The sequence below is a fragment of the Pseudomonas sp. P1_F7 genome, from assembly GCF_056405655.1.
The window spans coordinates 120,866-137,536 of record NZ_JBFUBR010000013.1 but is presented as its reverse complement, the minus strand read 5'-3'; the positions used below and the strand labels follow the sequence as shown (position 1 = coordinate 137,536).

General features: G+C 59.3%; 15 protein-coding genes. 7 read left to right on the top strand and 8 right to left on the bottom strand.

Going from position 1 to position 16,671, the window contains the following annotated elements; translation table 11 throughout:
* Window positions 1-37: 37 nt before the first annotated feature.
* Window positions 38-1,663, bottom strand: a complete 1,626-nt coding sequence (locus AC1D1M_RS20120; RefSeq protein WP_477776973.1) for a S8 family peptidase — start codon at window positions 1,661-1,663, stop codon at window positions 38-40.
* Between the two features lie 267 nt (window positions 1,664-1,930).
* On the opposite strand from AC1D1M_RS20120, the gene AC1D1M_RS20115 reads away from it, so the two are divergent.
* The 5 genes from AC1D1M_RS20115 (at window position 1,931) to AC1D1M_RS20095 (ending at window position 5,841) form a co-directional block, all read left to right on the top strand.
* Window positions 1,931-2,590, top strand: coding sequence for a FadR/GntR family transcriptional regulator (locus AC1D1M_RS20115; RefSeq protein WP_477776972.1), 660 nt, complete (start codon window positions 1,931-1,933; stop codon window positions 2,588-2,590).
* A complete protein-coding gene (locus tag AC1D1M_RS20110; protein ID WP_477776971.1) occupies window positions 2,580-3,884 on the top strand; it encodes a CynX/NimT family MFS transporter in 1,305 nt (434 codons plus the stop codon). The genes AC1D1M_RS20115 and AC1D1M_RS20110 overlap by 11 nt, the downstream gene beginning before the upstream one ends.
* A 110-nt stretch (window positions 3,885-3,994) precedes the next feature.
* Window positions 3,995-4,465, top strand: coding sequence for a nuclear transport factor 2 family protein (locus AC1D1M_RS20105; RefSeq protein ID WP_477776970.1), 471 nt, complete (start codon window positions 3,995-3,997; stop codon window positions 4,463-4,465).
* A gap of 40 nt (window positions 4,466-4,505) precedes the next feature.
* Window positions 4,506-4,817 carry a GIY-YIG nuclease family protein gene (locus AC1D1M_RS20100; protein WP_477776969.1) on the top strand — a complete coding sequence of 104 codons (312 nt, stop codon included), beginning with the start codon at window positions 4,506-4,508 and terminating at the stop codon, window positions 4,815-4,817.
* 88 nt (window positions 4,818-4,905) lie between these two features.
* Window positions 4,906-5,841, top strand: a complete 936-nt coding sequence (locus AC1D1M_RS20095) for a glutathione S-transferase family protein (protein WP_477776968.1) — start codon at window positions 4,906-4,908, stop codon at window positions 5,839-5,841.
* Window positions 5,842-5,940: 99 nt separating this feature from the next.
* Here the strand turns inward: AC1D1M_RS20095 and AC1D1M_RS20090 are convergent, their stop codons facing one another.
* Window positions 5,941-6,291 carry a glutaredoxin family protein gene (locus AC1D1M_RS20090; protein ID WP_477776967.1) on the bottom strand — a complete coding sequence of 117 codons (351 nt, stop codon included), beginning with the start codon at window positions 6,289-6,291 and terminating at the stop codon, window positions 5,941-5,943.
* Window positions 6,291-7,295: a nucleoid-associated protein YejK gene (gene yejK / locus AC1D1M_RS20085; RefSeq protein ID WP_008018580.1), complete on the bottom strand. Its 1,005-nt coding sequence runs from the start codon at window positions 7,293-7,295 to the stop codon at window positions 6,291-6,293. Before yejK ends, AC1D1M_RS20090 begins: the two co-directional genes overlap by 1 nt.
* A gap of 396 nt (window positions 7,296-7,691) precedes the next feature.
* Between yejK and AC1D1M_RS20080 the strand changes: the two genes are divergently transcribed.
* Together AC1D1M_RS20080 and AC1D1M_RS20075 are read left to right on the top strand one after the other, a co-directional pair.
* Window positions 7,692-7,973, top strand: a complete 282-nt coding sequence (locus tag AC1D1M_RS20080; RefSeq protein ID WP_007905514.1) for an HU family DNA-binding protein — start codon at window positions 7,692-7,694, stop codon at window positions 7,971-7,973.
* A gap of 305 nt (window positions 7,974-8,278) precedes the next feature.
* Window positions 8,279-8,713, top strand: coding sequence for a DUF3757 domain-containing protein (locus AC1D1M_RS20075; RefSeq protein ID WP_477776966.1), 435 nt, complete (start codon window positions 8,279-8,281; stop codon window positions 8,711-8,713).
* 153 nt (window positions 8,714-8,866) lie between these two features.
* On the opposite strand, the gene rlmF is transcribed toward AC1D1M_RS20075, so the two are convergent.
* The 5 genes from rlmF to AC1D1M_RS20050 all read right to left on the bottom strand — a co-directional run bounded on the left by rlmF (window position 8,867) and on the right by AC1D1M_RS20050 (window position 16,509).
* Window positions 8,867-9,868, bottom strand: a complete 1,002-nt coding sequence (rlmF, locus tag AC1D1M_RS20070; RefSeq protein WP_477776965.1) for a 23S rRNA (adenine(1618)-N(6))-methyltransferase RlmF — start codon at window positions 9,866-9,868, stop codon at window positions 8,867-8,869.
* 101 nt (window positions 9,869-9,969) lie between these two features.
* Window positions 9,970-12,816 carry a valine--tRNA ligase gene (locus AC1D1M_RS20065; protein ID WP_477776964.1) on the bottom strand — a complete coding sequence of 949 codons (2,847 nt, stop codon included), beginning with the start codon at window positions 12,814-12,816 and terminating at the stop codon, window positions 9,970-9,972.
* Window positions 12,817-12,983: 167 nt separating this feature from the next.
* Window positions 12,984-14,300 (bottom strand): MFS transporter, encoded by a 1,317-nt coding sequence (locus AC1D1M_RS20060; RefSeq protein WP_477776963.1) that lies wholly within the window; start codon window positions 14,298-14,300, stop codon window positions 12,984-12,986.
* A gap of 151 nt (window positions 14,301-14,451) precedes the next feature.
* The gene (locus AC1D1M_RS20055) at window positions 14,452-15,684 is read right to left on the bottom strand and encodes a transporter associated domain-containing protein (protein WP_477776962.1); all 1,233 of its coding nucleotides are present in this window, start codon (window positions 15,682-15,684) and stop codon (window positions 14,452-14,454) included.
* Between the two features lie 12 nt (window positions 15,685-15,696).
* Window positions 15,697-16,509 (bottom strand): cytochrome C assembly family protein, encoded by an 813-nt coding sequence (locus tag AC1D1M_RS20050; protein WP_477776961.1) that lies wholly within the window; start codon window positions 16,507-16,509, stop codon window positions 15,697-15,699.
* Between the last annotated feature and the right edge of the window lie 162 nt (window positions 16,510-16,671).

Sequence of the window (16,671 nt, the reverse complement as noted above, 5' to 3'; positions counted from 1 at the left end):
GCCGATTGATCGGTGGGGCTTTTTTTATGTGTGCGAGTCAGCCTGCGGTTTTGCCGCGTTCCAGCGCCAATTGCACTGCCCGGAGGGCATTGAGACGACCATGACCGTAGTAATGACTGTGGCCGTTCTGATCATATTGACCGAGGGGGCCGTCGTCGGCGTGGCTGATTTTGTCGCAGCAATCGGCGAGGAGCTGTCGAACCTGCTCGCGGTCCAGTGCCGGATTAACCCCCAGTACCAGAGCTGCCACGCCCGCGGCTCCAGGGCAGGCACAGGAAGTGCCGCTGAACAATTCGGTGTAGGCAGCATTGATCGGGTCGGCAAACTGGCCGCTCAGATCCGTGGTTCGAATACCTCGGGTCTGGGGGACTGAAGTGGCGGGTTTAAACTTTGGATCCGGGTGTGGCTGGTCCCCACTGGGGAAGCAGCACCACAGTGCTTTGCCGTAGTCACTGTAGGCACTGCGACGATTTTGATCATTGCAGGCACCCACGGCAATAACCATGGGATGGCTGGCATAGCCGTCGTTGTCCACGCTGTCGTTGCCGTTGCCGGCACCAAAAAAGATGACGCAGCCTTTGCCCTGGCGGCCCTTGGTCGCGGCGTACTCTATGGCCAGGCGGGTACTCGCGGCCAGCGGAAACTCCTGAGAGTGCCTTGCGTCGGTAGGGTCAGCCCAATGTCCCTCCGGTGGCCCCCAACTGCAGGAAATGATATCGGCCCCTTGGTCCGCGGCCCAGAAAAACGCGTCTGCTTCGGCCCGGACGCCTAGTGGTTTGGTCAGTTTCAACGGCATGAGACTGGCTCGAGGGGCCACGCCGCTGGCGCCAGCTTCACCATTGGCGCATGCAACACCGGCGGCTGCGGTACCGTGGCGCTCAAGGGTTTTTTTCGGCCGAGGGCCTCGACTGGCATCACGGCGGTCAAAGTTTTTCGCTCCGATGATTTTGCCGTTACCGGCGAACTCGGGGTGATCGATATCAAAGGCATCGTCGATGATCGCGATCACGATGCCTTCACCCTGGGCCAAGACATGGGCTGCCTCGACATTGGCGCTGGCATCGACCTGAACTTGATAGGTGACGGTGGTTTTCTTCAGGTGCCATTGGTTGTCATGGATCACCCGGCGTTGCCCTGGACGCAGTATTTCCGGGTGGCAGTAGTCGACGTCCTGACGTTCGAGCAATTGAAGTGTGAATGAGCAGATTTCAGTGCCGCGACAATGTGCGTGATATACGAAAAAGGCATTGGCCGCGTAGGGAACCTGCTGTTTGATGGTCAAACCCAATTCATCGAGGATAACCAGGCACTCTGTCGCAGTGAGTCGATCGACGAATTTCAGGAAAATGTTTTCGGTGTAGAAAACAGGTTCCCGGGTATGGGGATCGACCAGGGCGCTGCCGGCAAAGCGTACGTCTGGTAGCTCGCGCAGCAACGCCTTGCATTGGCGGACGTCCGAATTGTCCGGCAGTTTGAATAGCTGAACGTCGGCGTCCTCGATGTGCAGTACCAACTCACTGTTGGCCAATGCCTGTCGAGCTTTTTCGCAGCGTAACGTCTCATCAAGCTTGCTCCCGGCCTGACTGCGTACAACGAGCAGTTGCCGATCCTTTTCCAGTAAAAAACGGCGGCTGTGTTTCTTGCCGAAAATGACTTCTTCCATTGGCTGCTCCCATTCCCTTTGGATATTCGAGCGTAAGTGCCCGCATTCAAAGTCCGAAAGTCTGATGGTCTGTCTCAATTTCGGATGTCAGCTCTTTCGTGTGGCCTGGGTGGGAAATCACTTTCAGTCGTCAGGAATTTCATCTTCTGCCTTAAGGAGACTTCAGGCCTCACAGTGAGACGCGATAGAGGGTGGCTTGCCTGATTGGATGAAGCTGACTACCATGTCAGAAAATTCATCCTATGATTGGATGAGAGGGCGAATTCCATGTCAGAAATCTCTCCATTAGTAAAACGATCCCTGGTTGATCAGGCTCTGGACCAGTTGCGCCTGCGCATCAACCAAGGCGTGTGGGTCGTGGGCCAGCGTTTGCCCACCGAACCTGAGTTGTCCGCTGAGCTGGGCATCAGCCGCAACACCGTGCGCGAAGCCATGCGTGTACTGGCGTTTTCCGGGTTGATCGAAATCCGTCAGGGCGACGGCAGTTACCTGCGGGCAGTGGTCGATCCACTGGACACGCTCAAGGCGCTATCACGCTGTTCTCTTGAACAGGCTCGCGAAACCCGGCACATCCTCGAAGTCGAGGCCATCGGCCTGGCAGCCATGCGCCGTACCGATGAAGACCTGGTGGCATTGCGCGAGGCACTGGGTGTCAGCGGTAGCCACTATCACGGTGATCTCGATACCTACATCGCCTGCGATCTGGTGTTCCACCGCCGGTTGGTGGACGCCGCGCACAACCCGACCCTCAGCGAGTTGTATCGCTATTTCTCCAGCGTCGTCAGCGCGCAGTTGCGCCAGACCCTGAGCATCGTCCCGCGCCGCCAGGAAGTGTTCGACCTGCACATCGAGTTGCTCGATGCCGTCGAACAACGCGACCCGGAGCGGGCCAAGGCCCTGTCGAGGCAGTTGATCAATGAACCTTGAAACCGAGAAGTCCATGCACCGCAGTGAATTATCCACAGCATCCAAACGCTCGGCAGAGCTGGAAGAATTGCTGATCGACGCCGAGGCCGATGACGAACAGGTCCAGCAAGCCCACCCGGTTCTGCGTCGGCCCTGGCTGTTGCTGCTGGGCCTGATTCTGGTGGCACTGAATCTGCGCCCGGCGCTGTCGAGCATGGCGCCGATGCTCAGTGAGGTCTCGAAGTCCCTTGGCCTGTCGGCGTCCGCGGCAGGATTGCTGACGACGTTGCCGGTGCTATGCCTTGGCCTGTTTGCGCCGTTGGCACCCGTGATGGCGCGGCGATTTGGTGCGGAGCGGGTGGTGCTGGGCATTCTCCTGACCCTGGCGGGCGGGATCATCCTGCGCAGTTCCTTTGGCGAGATGGGCTTGTTTGCCGGCAGCGTGCTCGCCGGTGCCAGCATCGGCGTGATCGGCGTGTTGCTGCCCGGCATCGTCAAGCGCGATTTCCCGAAGCAGGCCGGGACCATGACCGGCGTTTACACCATGGCCCTGTGCCTGGGCGCAGCGATGGCGGCGGGTGCGACGGTGCCGCTGAGCGAGCATTTCGACAAGAGCTGGGCGCTGGGTCTCGGCTTCTGGGTTATTCCGGCATTAGCAGCCGCTTTGTTCTGGCTGCCGCAAGTCGGCCAGAAACACGGCGCGCACAACGTGGCGTACCGCGTTCGAGGATTGCTGCGTGATCCGCTGGCCTGGCAGGTGACCCTGTACATGGGCCTGCAATCGTCCCTGGCCTACATCGTGTTCGGCTGGTTGCCGTCGATCCTGATCGGTCGCGGCCTGACCCCGACCCAGGCCGGGCTGGTGCTGTCGGGTTCGGTGATCGTGCAACTGGTCAGCTCCCTCGCGGCACCGTGGCTGGCGACGCGTGGCAAGGACCAGCGCCTGGCGATTGTGATCGTGATGGCCTTGACCCTCGGCGGTCTGTTCGGCTGCCTTTACGCCCCGATTGAAGGCCTGTGGGGCTGGGCAATTGTGCTGGGGCTGGGGCAGGGCGCCACGTTCAGCCTGGCGTTGACCCTGATCGTGCTGCGCTCGCGGGACTCCCATGTCGCGGCGAACCTGTCGAGCATGGCCCAGGGCTTTGGTTATACCCTGGCGTCCATGGGGCCGTTCGCGGTCGGTATCGTGCATGACTGGACCGGCGGTTGGTCGGCAGTGGGCTGGATCTTCGGCGTCATTGGCCTTGGTGCGATCCTCGCCGGTCTGGGGGCCGGACGTGCGTTGTACGTGCAGGTCGAAAGCGAAAAGGTCTGACCCCACACACTATCGGTATTCGTCTTGCGAATGCCGATAGTGTTCGACAGATTTGCAGACTATCGTGCAGACAATCTTTCGATACCCATTGCACAACAGGGAGTCTGCCCATGAGTGAAATCCACAGCGCCTTGATCACCCGGTTCTACCAGGCTTTCCAGCGTCTCGATGGCGAAGCCATGGCTGCCTGCTACACCGATGATGTGGTGTTCAGTGATCCTGCGTTCGGCGAGCTTCGCGGTCGCGATGCCGGTGACATGTGGCGCATGCTGACCACTCGGGCCAAGGACTTTTCCCTGACCTTCGATCATGTTCACGCCGATGAGCGCACCGGTGGTGCCCATTGGGTCGCGACCTATCTGTTCAGCCAGACCGGCAATACCGTGATCAACGATATCCAGGCGCGTTTTGTCTTCCGTGACGGCAAGATTTGCGAGCACCACGACAGTTTCGATCTATGGACCTGGTCGCGTCAGGCATTGGGTTTCAAAGGCCTTCTGTTGGGCTGGACGCCGCTGGTGAGAAACGCCGTTCGCGCCCAGGCATTGAAGGGCCTGAAGGCATTCCAGGCCAGTCGCTGATAAGATCGCGGCTTGTACTCCTTCAAGCCCTGATCGTTACGTGACCACCCTCAGCGAAAGTCCTGTCGACGCCGACACCCCCGCGAGCAAAACCTGGTTCGTCTACCTCGTTCGCGCCGCCAACGGTTCGCTCTATTGCGGGATCAGCGATGACCCCGTGCGCCGCTTCGCCAAGCATCAAAGCGGCAAGGGCGCACGCTTCTTTCTTTCCAGCCCTGCCATGGCCCTGGTCTACACCGAGCGCTGTCGCGATAAAAGCGATGCGTTACGTCAGGAACGGCTGATCAAAAAACTCAAGAAGAGCGCCAAGGAATGCCTGGTGGCGAGTGCTGCCTCTGGCTTATCACTCTGACTGATCGGTTCCCATCAGGCAGATCTGTAGGCTGCCAGGTGATTGCGCGCTAAGCTGCGGACTCCTGATTCTTGCGGCGGAGCCGAGCATGTCCGAGTTGATTCTGCATCATTACCCGACGTCCCCCTTTGCCGAGAAGGCCCGCCTGCTGCTGGGCTTCAAGGGCTTGTCCTGGCGCTCGGTGAAGATCTCGCCAGTGATGCCAAAACCGGATCTCACGGCGTTGACCGGTGGCTACCGCAAGACACCGGTGCTGCAGGTCGGTGCCGATATCTATTGCGACACGGCGTTGATTGCCCGGCGACTGGAGCAGGAAAAAGCCTTGCCGGCGTTCTTCCCGGAAGGCCAGGAAATGATCGCCGCGTCGTTTGCAGCCTGGGCCGACTCAGTGGTGTTCCAGCATGCGGTCAGCCTGGTGTTCCAGCCGGAATCGATAGCGGTGCGCTTTGGCAATTTGTCGCCGGAAGCGATCAAGGCGTTTCTGGCCGACCGTGGCGGCTTTTTCAGTGGTGGTAGTGCGACAAAACTGTCTACCGAACAGGCGAAGCATCAGTGGCCAACGATCATGTCGCGCCTGGAGCTGCAGTTGCAGCGCGAAGAGGGTGATTTCCTGTTCGGTGAACCGTCGATTGCCGACTTTGCCCTGGCTCATTGCCTCTGGTTCCTCAAGGCCACACCGGTGACTGCTCCGCTGGTCGAAGCTTATCCGGCAGTCAATGCGTGGCACTCTCGGGTATTGGGCTTCGGTCATGGCGCTTCCAGCGAGATGACGTCCGAGGAGGCACTGGAGGTCGCGCGCACGTCCACGCCAGCGGCCTTGCCGGATGAGCAATTCGTCGATCCCAATGGATTCAAGGCGGGGCAGCAGGTAGTGATCGCAGCCACGGACTACGGTGTAGATCCGGTGGCAGGGGAGTTGTTGTTTGCCGGTCGCGAGGAGCTGATTGTACGGCGCAAGGACGAGCGTGGCGGTGTGGTGCATGTGCACTTCCCGCGGTTTGGATTCAGGATCGAAGCCTGCTGAAAAAACCTTGTGGGAGCGAGCTTGCTCGCGATGGCGGACTGACATTCAACAAAATTGTTGGCTGTGTTGGCCTCATCGCGAGCAAGCTCGCTCCCACAGTTACTTCAGTGCAGCCAGAATCGCATCCGGGTCATACCCGCGAATCAGCGTCCCGTTCACATCGATGATCGGAATGCCGCCACCGCCCAGTGCCTGATAGTCCCCGCGTGCGACAGCATCCTTCTCGATATCGAATTCCTTGTACGGAATGCCTTTCTGATCGAGGAAGCGCCGAGTCAGCTTGCAGTAACCACACCACTCGGTGGCGTAGAGCACGACGTTGGCCTTGGCCTGGGTCTGCGCAGCTACCGCTTGCGAAGGATTGAACACCCGCTCGATCTTGCCCCAGTTCTGATAGGCCACGACCACCAGCAGGATCAGCAGGAATTTCTTCAGTACGCCGCCGAGCATCAGTTGCGACGCTTCAGCTGATCGGTGAGCGAAGTGGGCAGGCCCTTGATGATCAACGTGCCGGCTTCTTCGTCGTACTCGATCTTCGAGCCCAGCAGGTGGGCTTCGAAACTGATCGACAGACCTTCGGCGCGGCCAGTGAATCGGCGGAACTGGTTCAGGGTGCGTTTATCGGCCGGGATTTCCGGCGAGAGGCCGTAATCCTTGTTGCGGATGTGATCGTAGAAGGCCTTCGGGCGTTCTTCGTCGATAAGGCCCGACAACTCTTCCAGACCCATCGGCTCACCGAGCTTGGCCTGGCTGCTGGCGTAATCCACCAGGGTTTTGGTTTTCTCGCGGGCGTCGTCCTCCGGCAGGTCTTCGCTTTCAACGAAATCACTGAAGGCTTTGAGCAGGGTGCGGGTTTCACCCGGACCGTCGACGCCTTCCTGGCAGCCAATGAAGTCGCGGAAATACTCCGAAACCTTTTTGCCGTTCTTGCCTTTGATGAACGAAATGTACTGCTTGGATTGTTTGTTGTTCTGCCACTCGGAAACGTTGATCCGCGCCGCCAGGTGCAATTGACCCAGGTCCAGGTGACGGGACGGGGTCACGTCCAGTTCGTCGGTCACGGCCACGCCTTCACTGTGGTGCAGCAGGGCGATGGCCAGGTAGTCGGTCATGCCTTGCTGATAGTGTGCGAACAGCACGTGGCCGCCGACCGACAGGTTCGACTCTTCCATCAGCTTCTGCAAATGCTCGACCGCCACGCGGCTGAATGCAGTGAAATCCTGGCCGCCCTCGAGGTACTCCTTCAGCCAGCCGCTGAACGGGAACGCGCCGGATTCCGGATGGAACAGGCCCCAGGCTTTTCCCTGTTTGGCGTTATAGCTTTCGTTGAGGTCGGCGAGCATGTTCTCGATGGCCGCGGACTCAGCCAGTTCAGAGTCACGGGCGTGGAGAACTGCAGGTGTGCCGTCGGGTTTTTTGTCGATCAGGTGGACGATGCAATGACGGATCGGCATGGGCTTCTCGGCTGAATGAAGAGAGGAGGGCGTGCTCCCCCGAAAAAGCGCCCAGTGTACCGCAACCACTGGTTTTGGCGCGGTGCGAAGGGCAATTGGCGGGCGACCGGCGGCGCTTATGCGTTTTTTTCCTGTTTTAGCGCAATAAAGCTGACCAAATGGGTAGCTAGAGGCGGATATTTCCACGTCTGTGTGCTAGCTTTGCCCGGTCTTGCGCGAAGTCACTGCGTTAAGCGTGCAGTCAGCATTTGTCAGGTCGAACCAAACCCTGATTTCGGTATCTATAACCCCGATCCCGAGGTTATTTGGCCGAGGGTGCCGGATCCAAAAGATCGGGCTCGATAGCTGACATTGCACTCTGCAATCCATATGAATTTGATAGGGAAGGAACACTAAATGGCTCTTACTAAAGACCAACTGATCGCCGACATCGCTGAAGCTATCGACGCGCCGAAAACCACCGCGCGTAACGCTCTGGACCAACTGGGCCAAATCGTTGCCGATCAGCTGGAAAACGGCGGCGAAATCACTCTGCCAGGTATCGGCAAGCTGAAAGTGACTGAGCGCCCTGCCCGTACCGGCCGTAACCCTTCGACTGGCGCTGCCATCGAAATCGCTGCCAAGAAAGTGATCAAGCTGGTTGTGGCCAAAGGCCTGACCGACGCTGTTAACAAGTAAGACTTGTTAAAAAAAACCGTGCACCGGAGCGATCCGGGCACGGTTTTTTTGTGGGCGCTATAACGATTTACGCAAGGTGAATTGTTGGAATAATCCATTTGTTTGAAAGTAGTTGTTGCCTGCGCGTCTGATAGGGATAGCGCGGTTGCGCCGAATAGCACTTTTCTCTCTGTATAAAACGAACGCTCCTACAGAACTGATAGTTGAGTGCGCGCCTTGGGTCGGTAGTATCAATAAGGTGTCGCGCATGGCTTTGCGTAAAGAGCCAAAACCAAATTTCAGTTGTTCGTCACAGGGACGTTTTTATGAAAGTTAAACAGTTGTTGTTGTGTGTGTCGTTTCTGGTGTCCGGCCAGGCTTTGGCAAATGTTACCGAGTACTGCCCAAGCCCTTCTGACATCAAGGAGTTTGCAGCAGGTTCCTATAAAGCCTCGACAGCAAGTGGCGACGGAGAATGGTACGGCGTTTCGCAAACCGGGCGTGGACTGGTAGGTGAGTTCGAGCTGGCGATATTCGCACCTCGCGTAGCAGCCGAAGGTGGCACTGTAGCCGGTGAAATTCTGCGTTGTGGTTACAAACTGAAAAATGGAGGCGATCTGGATATGAGATACAAACGAGAGGGAACTATCGTAAGTATTGATACCAGTGGGCCATGGGAGCAATGGTATGGTCAGTATCACTGCGATAGTAAGGAGGCGCGAGCCTGTGCGTTCACAGAGAATGTTCGTACAAAACGTTAAAGCGAAGATATCTAAACTTTCCTGTTATCGAAGTTGCAGGAAAGTTGTCAGGCAGTTGGTGGTTACAGATCTGAGAGTTACTGTTAACCGCTAGGTCTGTTAAAGCCGTGTACAGGAGTCATCCGGGCACGGCTTTTTTGTGTGTCCAGCGTTTTACTCGGCTGTAGCTTTCGACCATCGTGCCTGACGCCAGGCCTGTTGTTGCGCTTTGGTCTGGAAGGTCCAGGCGACGAAGCGGCTCTGCTTCTGCCCTTGGGACATTTCCACTACCTGGCTTTCCAGGGCGCCGGCCTTTTTCAGGGCGGTTTGGATCGCCGGCAGGTTGGACGCCTTTGATAACAACGTACTGAACCAAAGCACCTGCTGAGCGACCTGCTCGCTTTCGCTGACCAATTGGGTCACGAACCGTACTTCACCGCCTTCGCACCATAACTCGGCCGACTGGCCGCCAAAGTTCAAAACCGGCAGCTTGCGTTTCGGATCGGCTTTGCCCAGGGCGCGCCATTTGCGCGTGCTGCCTCGTGTGGCCTCATCCAGCGAGGCGTGGAATGGCGGGTTGCACATGGTCAGGTCGAACCGCTCTGCGCTCTCCAGCAGGCCAGTGAGGATCTGCTTGGGGTTGCTCTGCTGGCGTACCTGGATCGCTTTGTTCAGGCCATTGGATTGAATGATGGCCTTCGCCGCGGCGATGGCGGTTGCATCGATATCGGAACCGAGGAACTGCCAGCGATAGTCGCTGTAACCGATCAGCGGATACACGCAGTTGGCGCCCATGCCGATGTCTAGCACCTTTACGGCGGCGCCACGGGGGATCACGCCGTCATTGCCACTGGCCAGTAGGTCGGCGAGGAAGTGCACGTAATCGGCACGGCCTGGCACCGGTGGGCACAGGTAGTCGGCCGGAATGTCCCAGTGAGCGATGCCATAGAACGACTTGAGCAGTGCCCGGTTGAACACCCGCACGGCTTCCGGGCTGGCGAAGTCGATGCTTTCCTTGCCGTACGGATTGATGATCACGAATTTCTTCAATTCCGGGGCGCTTTTGATCAGTGTCGGAAAGTCGTAGCGACCCTGATGGCGATTACGCGGGTGCAGGCTGGCCTTTTCCTTCGGGGCGGCGGCCGTCTTTTGATCTTGTTTTTTAAGCAAAGTCAAAAGATCGCAGCCTGCGGCAGCTCCTACAGGGGATTTGTTGTTTTTTTTTGGATAAAAAAAGGGAGGCCGCATGGGCCTCCCTCATTTATTGCGATTTACCCTTACAGGCTGGCAATCCGCGCATGCTGCTCGGCCAGCTTGCCCAGGGCCTGTTCGGCCTCGGCCAGTTTGGCGCGTTCTTTCTCGATGACTTCGGCTGGTGCCTTGTCAACGAAACCGGCGTTGGACAGCTTGCCGCCGACACGTTGCACTTCACCTTGCAGACGCTGGATTTCCTTGTCCAGACGCGCCAGTTCCGCACCTTTGTCGATCAAGCCGGCCATTGGCACCAGCACTTCCATCTCGCCGACCAGAGCGGTGGCGGACAGCGGTGCTTCTTCGCCAGCAGCCAGCACGGTGATCGATTCGAGGCGCGCCAGTTTCTTCAGCAGGGCTTCGTTCTCGGTCAGACGACGCTGATCCTCGGCGCTGACGTTCTTCAGGAACAGCGGCAGCGGTTTGCCCGGGCCGATGTTCATTTCGCCACGGATATTACGGGTGCCGAGCATCAGGCCCTTGAGCCATTCGATGTCATCTTCGGCCGCCTGATCGATGCGTGTTTCGTTGGCCACCGGCCAAGGTTGCAGCATGATCGTCTTGCCATCGATGCCGGCCAGCGGCGCGATGCGCTGCCAGATTTCTTCGGTGATGAACGGCATGAACGGGTGCGCCAGACGCAGGGCGACTTCCAGTACACGCACCAGGGTACGACGGGTGCCGCGCTGGCGTTCGACCGGAGCATTCTCGTCCCACAGCACAGGCTTGGACAGCTCCAGGTACCAGTCGCAATACTGGTTCCAGATGAACTCGTACAAGGCTTGTGCGGCCAGGTCGAAACGGAACTGGTCGAGTTGACGGGTCACTTCAGCTTCGGTGCGTTGCAGCTGCGAAATGATCCAGCGGTCGGCCAGGGACAGCTCAAAGGCTTCGCCGTTCTGGCCGCAGTCTTCGCCCTTGTCCAGCACGTAGCGCGCCGCGTTCCAGATCTTGTTGCAGAAGTTGCGATAGCCTTCGACGCGGCCCATGTCGAACTTGATGTCGCGACCGGTGGAGGCCAGCGAGCAGAAGGTGAAGCGCAGGGCGTCGGTGCCGTAGCTGGCGATGCCTTCGGCGAACTCGTCGCGGGTCTGCTTCTCGATCTTCTTCGCCAGTTTCGGCTGCATCATGCCGGAGGTGCGTTTCTGCACCAGGGCTTCGAGCTCGATGCCGTCGATGATGTCCAGCGGGTCCAGGACGTTGCCCTTGGACTTGGACATCTTCTGGCCCTGGCCGTCACGCACCAGGCCGTGAACGTACACGGTCTTGAACGGAACCTGCGGCGTGCCGTCTTCGTTTTTCACCAAATGCATGGTGAGCATGATCATCCGGGCAACCCAGAAGAAAATGATGTCGAAGCCAGTCACCAGGACGTCGGTGGAGTGGAATTTCTTCAGGAATTCGGTTTTTTCCGGCCAGCCGAGGGTGGAGAACGTCCACAGGCCCGAGCTGAACCAGGTGTCGAGAACGTCATTGTCCTGTTGCAGTGCAACGTCCGGGCCGAGGTTGTGCTTGGCACGCACTTCGGCTTCGTCGCGACCGACGTAGACCTTGCCCGATTCGTCGTACCAGGCCGGAATCCGGTGGCCCCACCACAGCTGACGGCTGATGCACCAATCCTGGATGTCGCGCATCCACGAGAAGTACATGTTTTCGTACTGTTTCGGCACGAACTGGATACGGCCGTCTTCAACGGCGGCAATCGCAGGCTCGGCCAAAGGCTTGGTGGATACGTACCACTGGTCGGTCAGCCACGGCTCGATAACGGTGCCGGAGCGGTCGCCTTTCGGCACTTTCAGGGCGTGATCGTCAACACTGACCAACAGTCCGACGGCGTCGAACGCGGCCACGATCTGCTTGCGGGCTTCGAAGCGGTCGAGGCCGGCGTATTCGGCCGGGATCTTGCCGTCGATGGTTTCGTTCAGCGTGCCGTCGAGGTTGAACACCTGGCAGGCCGGCAGGACGGCGGCGTTCTTGTCGAAGATGTTCAGCAGCGGCAGGTTGTGACGCTTGCCGACTTCGTAGTCGTTGAAGTCGTGGGCCGGGGTGATTTTCACACAGCCGGTGCCGAATTCTGGGTCGCAATAATCGTCGGCGATGATCGGGATACGGCGGCCAACCAGTGGCAGCTCGACAAATTTGCCGATCAGGGCTTTGTAGCGTTCATCGTTCGGGTTAACGGCCACGGCGGAGTCGCCGAGCATGGTTTCCGGGCGAGTGGTCGCGACGATCAGGAAATCGTTGCCTTCAGCGGTCTTGGTGCCGTCGGCCAGCGGGTATTTCAGGTTCCACAGGAAACCTTTCTCGTCGTGGTTCTCCACTTCGAGGTCGGAAATCGCCGTGTGCAGCTTGGTGTCCCAGTTGACCAGGCGCTTGCCGCGGTAGATCAGGCCGTCTTCGTGCAAACGGACGAACGCTTCTTTAACGGCTTCCGAGAGGCCGTCGTCCATGGTGAAGCGCTCGCGGCTCCAGTCTACGGACGAGCCGAGGCGGCGGATCTGGCGGCTGATGTTGCCACCGGACTCATCCTTCCACTCCCAGACTTTCTCGAGGAATTTCTCGCGGCCCAGGTCGTGGCGGCTCTGGCCCTTGGCTTCGAGCTGACGCTCCACCAGCATCTGCGTGGCGATACCGGCGTGGTCGGTACCTGGCTGCCACAGGGTATTGCGACCCTGCATGCGGCGGAAACGGATCAGGGCGTCCATGATCGCGTTGTTGAAGCCGTGACCCATGTGCAGGCTGCCGGTGACGTTCGGCGGCGGGATCATGATGGTGTAGGACTCGCCCGCGCCTTGCGGGGCGAAGTAATTCTCTGACTCCCAGGTGTTGTACCAGGAAGTTTCAATGGCGTGCGGCTGGTAGGTCTTATCCATGCGCGGCGGGACCCTATTGGCATTTATTCAGGAAAAGCCGGGAAGTATAGCGGGGATGAGCCGATGCGCGTAGAGCGAGGTGACAATGTGCTGGGGGAAAATTGTTTTTTCGGGGAGTGTTTTGTCAGCAAAGGCGCCATCGCGGGCAAGCCCGCGATGGCGCTCTGTCAGACAACCTGATTCAAATCGTTATGCCGCGTTTCCTTCAGGCACAGCACCGCAATCAAACTCAGCACAGCCGCCCCGGACACATAACCGCCGACGTAACTCAATCCGCCCATCGCCACCAGTTTCTGGGCGAAGAACGGCGCCGCGGAAGCGCCGACGATACCGCCCAGGTTGTAGGCCGCCGAGGCGCCGGTGTAGCGCACGTGGGTGGGAAACAGTTCCGGCAGCAGCGCACCCATCGGCGCAAACGTCACGCCCATCAGAAACAGTTCGATGCACAGGAACAGCGCAACACCCCAGGTCGAGCCTTGGGTCAGCAGCGGTTCCATGAGGAAACCGGACAGGATCGCCAGTACACCGCCAATGATCAGCACCGGTTTACGCCCGTATCGGTCGCTGGCCCACGCTGACAACGGTGTGGCGGCCGCCATGAACAGCACGGCAAAGCACAGCAGCGCGAGGAAGGTTTCGCGGCTATAGCCGAGTGTCGAAACACCGTAACTCAGCGAGAACACGGTGGAGATGTAAAACAGCGCATAGCACACCACCATCGCACCGGCCCCCAGCAGTACAGGCATCCAGTATTGGCCGAACAGCTCGAACAGCGGGATCTTCACTCGCTCCTGGCGTGCCACGGCGTTGGCGAACACCGGCGTTTCATGCAGCTTGAGGCGCACGTACAGGCCAACCATCACCAGTGCGGCGCTGAGCAGGAACGGAATACGCCAGCCCCATGAGCGGAACTGTTCGTCGTCGAGCAGCATCGCCAGTGTAAGGAACAGGCCGTTGGCCGCCAGAAAGCCGATGGATGGACCCAGTTGCGGGAACATGCCGAACCACGCGCGTTTGCCTTTCGGTGCGTTCTCCGTGGCCAGCAATGCCGCACCGCCCCATTCACCACCCAATCCAAGGCCTTGGCCGAAGCGCAGGACGCAAAGCAGGATCGGTGCCCAGGCACCAATGCTGTCGTATCCCGGCAGCACGCCGATCAGCGTGGTGCACACGCCCATCAGCAGCAGCGAGGCGACCAGGGTCGACTTGCGGCCGATACGGTCGCCGAAGTGACCGAAAAGGGCCGAACCCAAGGGGCGTGCAAGGAAGGCGATGCCGAACGTGAGAAATGCCGAAAGCATCTGGGCGGTGCCGGATGTCTGCGGAAAGAACACCGGACCGATCACCAGTGCGGCGGCGGTTGCATAGACGTAGAAGTCGTAGAACTCGATGGCGGTACCGATGAAGCTTGCGGTGGCCACGCGGGTGGCGGAGTTCGTCGGTTGCGCAGGTGAGGAGTCGCTGTAAGTCGTGCTGGTCGTCATGCGGTTATCCCTGACAGTCATGTGCTCCAGTGGAGCGAATTATTATGGTCGAGAACCCAGGGATGTGGGTGGAGGCACGGTCGCTGTTCAAGGTAGGAACAGTTTGGGGCGCGGGGCAACCCCCCCCCGCCACAGGGAGATATGTCAGGCATTAGATTACAACCGGCATCGAGCTGGTCTGCCAGATCAGCACCCGCGTGACACGGTTGTCCTCGGTCTCGAGAATTTCCAGGCGATACCGGCCGATCTTCAGGCACACCGCACTTTCGGGAATGGTCTCCAGGGCCTCGGTGACCAAACCGTTCAGGGTTTTCGGGCCATCGCTGGGCAGGTGCCAGCCGAGGCTCTTGTTCAGCTCGCGAATGGACGCAGCTCCGTCGATCACCAGGCGTCCGTCGGCTTGCGGATGAATGTGCGGGTTGTCCAGGCTGTGCTGGCTTTCGAACTCGCCGACGATTTCTTCGAGAATGTCTTCCAGGGTGACGATACCCAGTACTTCGCCGTATTCGTCGACCACCATGCCCAGGCGTCGCTGCTGCTTATGGAAGTTGAGCAGTTGCAACTGCAACGGGGTACTTTCCGGCACGAAGTACGGCTCGTGGCTGGCCGTCAGCAACGCTTCCCTGGTCAGGCTCGCATCGGGCAGCAAATGAAGGATGTGCCGGGTGTTGAGGACGGCTTCGACCTGGTTGATATCACTGTGGAACACCGGCAGGCGCGTGCACTTGTTGTGGCGCAATTGTTCGATGATTTCTTCGATGGAGTCATCGAGATTGATGCCGTCCACGTCGCTGCGCGGTACCAGGATGTCATTGACGGTGATGTTGTCCAGCGCGTGGATGCCTGGCAGCGGGTGAGGGCGGCTTACGGTTTCGGAGGGCGCATGCCGCTCCGTCAGCGTTTCGTCCTCGCTCTGTTGCACCACTTTGGTTTTACGGGCGAATGGCCGCGTCAGCAACTGACTGATGCTGTTGAGCAGCCATGCCGCGGGATAGATGATTTTCAGCGGCACCCGCAGCAGGTTGTTGCCCTGGGCCAGGATCGCATCCGGATAGCGAGCGGCGAGGGCGCGGGGCAAATAGTCGGAAAACACCAGCAACATGGCGCCCGCCCCAAGGCAAGCCGCCCATGGGCCGTTCTCGGCCCAGGTGAACATGGCCAGCAAGGTGCTGATGACCACCACGAGTGCGCGGCAGAGGGTGTTGCAAAAAATCAGGCTGGCCAGGGGAAAGCTGAGTTTCGCCACCGGTTTGTCGCTGGAACGCGTTGCGGTGCGCTGGGCCAGCAAATGCTGGTGCGCCGCTTCGATGGCGGTAAACAGCCCCGACCATAAAACCAGCAGGGTCACTACCGCGAGCATCGGCCCTATGGGCAAGTCGTCCATTAATGCCGCCCGTCAGATATGCAGGATGTATTCGCGAACCAGTTTGCTGCCGAAATACGCCAGCATCAGCAGGCAAAAACCGGCCAGGGTCCAGCGAATGGCTTTGTGCCCGCGCCAGCCGAGGCGATTGCGTCCCCACAGCAGCACGCTGAAAACGACCCAGGCCAGGCAGGCCAGCAGGGTTTTGTGCACCAGATGCTGGGCGAACAGGTTCTCGACGAACAGCCAGCCGGAAATCAGCGACAGCGACAACAGCGTCCAGCCGGCCCAGAGGAAACCGAACAGCAGGCTTTCCATGGTTTGCAGCGGCGGGAAGTTCTTGATCAGCCCGGAGGGGTGCTTGTGCTTGAGCTGGTGGTCTTGAATCAGCAGCAGCAAGGACTGGAACACCGCGATGGTGAACATGCCGTAGGCCAGAATCGAAAGCAGGATGTGGGCGAGGATGCCCGGCTCCTCATCGATGACCTGTACCGTGCCGGCGGGGGCAAAATGCGCCAGCAACACGGTCAGGGCCCCAAGCGGGAGCAGCAGGACCAGCAGGTTCTCCACCGGAATCCGCGAGCAGGCCAGCAGGGTCAGTGCGATGACCGCCACGGCAATCAGGCTGGCGGCACTGAAGAAGTCCAGGGCCAGGCCGCCCGGGGTCGGCAGGTGGGTGAGCAGGCTGGCGCCGTGGGCCAATACGGCGAGCACGCCGAGCATGACCAGCAGGCGTTTGTTGACCTTGGCGCCGGACGCCAGGCGAGTGCCCTGGTAAATGGTCGCAGCGGCATACAAGCAGGCGGCGGCGAGGGTAGTTAGCAAGCTGGGTGACAAGGGGAGCATAAATCCTGTTAGGCAAGCCCGAAAGTCGCTGAGTTTGGCATAGAACCCCCGCCACACGAAAGACCGCGCAACCCGACAGCGAGGTGTCCGCCGGCCACAGTCTTCGCTATAATCCGCGACCTGCCCACGCCGCAGGCTCGCCGAGCACACGTTTAGTCCGGT

Coding starts and splice junctions, on each gene's coding strand:
- AC1D1M_RS20120 (WP_477776973.1), bottom strand. CDS start 1,663: ATGGAAGAAGTCATTTTCGGCAAGAAACACAGCCGCCGTTTTTTACTG.
- AC1D1M_RS20115 (WP_477776972.1), top strand. CDS start 1,931: ATGTCAGAAATCTCTCCATTAGTAAAACGATCCCTGGTTGATCAGGCT.
- AC1D1M_RS20110 (WP_477776971.1), top strand. CDS start 2,580: ATGAACCTTGAAACCGAGAAGTCCATGCACCGCAGTGAATTATCCACA.
- AC1D1M_RS20105 (WP_477776970.1), top strand. CDS start 3,995: ATGAGTGAAATCCACAGCGCCTTGATCACCCGGTTCTACCAGGCTTTC.
- AC1D1M_RS20095 (WP_477776968.1), top strand. CDS start 4,906: ATGTCCGAGTTGATTCTGCATCATTACCCGACGTCCCCCTTTGCCGAG.
- AC1D1M_RS20090 (WP_477776967.1), bottom strand. CDS start 6,291: ATGCTCGGCGGCGTACTGAAGAAATTCCTGCTGATCCTGCTGGTGGTC.
- yejK (WP_008018580.1), bottom strand. CDS start 7,295: ATGCCGATCCGTCATTGCATCGTCCACCTGATCGACAAAAAACCCGAC.
- AC1D1M_RS20080 (WP_007905514.1), top strand. CDS start 7,692: ATGGCTCTTACTAAAGACCAACTGATCGCCGACATCGCTGAAGCTATC.
- AC1D1M_RS20075 (WP_477776966.1), top strand. CDS start 8,279: ATGAAAGTTAAACAGTTGTTGTTGTGTGTGTCGTTTCTGGTGTCCGGC.
- AC1D1M_RS20065 (WP_477776964.1), bottom strand. CDS start 12,816: ATGGATAAGACCTACCAGCCGCACGCCATTGAAACTTCCTGGTACAAC.
- AC1D1M_RS20060 (WP_477776963.1), bottom strand. CDS start 14,300: ATGACGACCAGCACGACTTACAGCGACTCCTCACCTGCGCAACCGACG.
- AC1D1M_RS20055 (WP_477776962.1), bottom strand. CDS start 15,684: ATGGACGACTTGCCCATAGGGCCGATGCTCGCGGTAGTGACCCTGCTG.
- AC1D1M_RS20050 (WP_477776961.1), bottom strand. CDS start 16,509: ATGCTCCCCTTGTCACCCAGCTTGCTAACTACCCTCGCCGCCGCCTGC.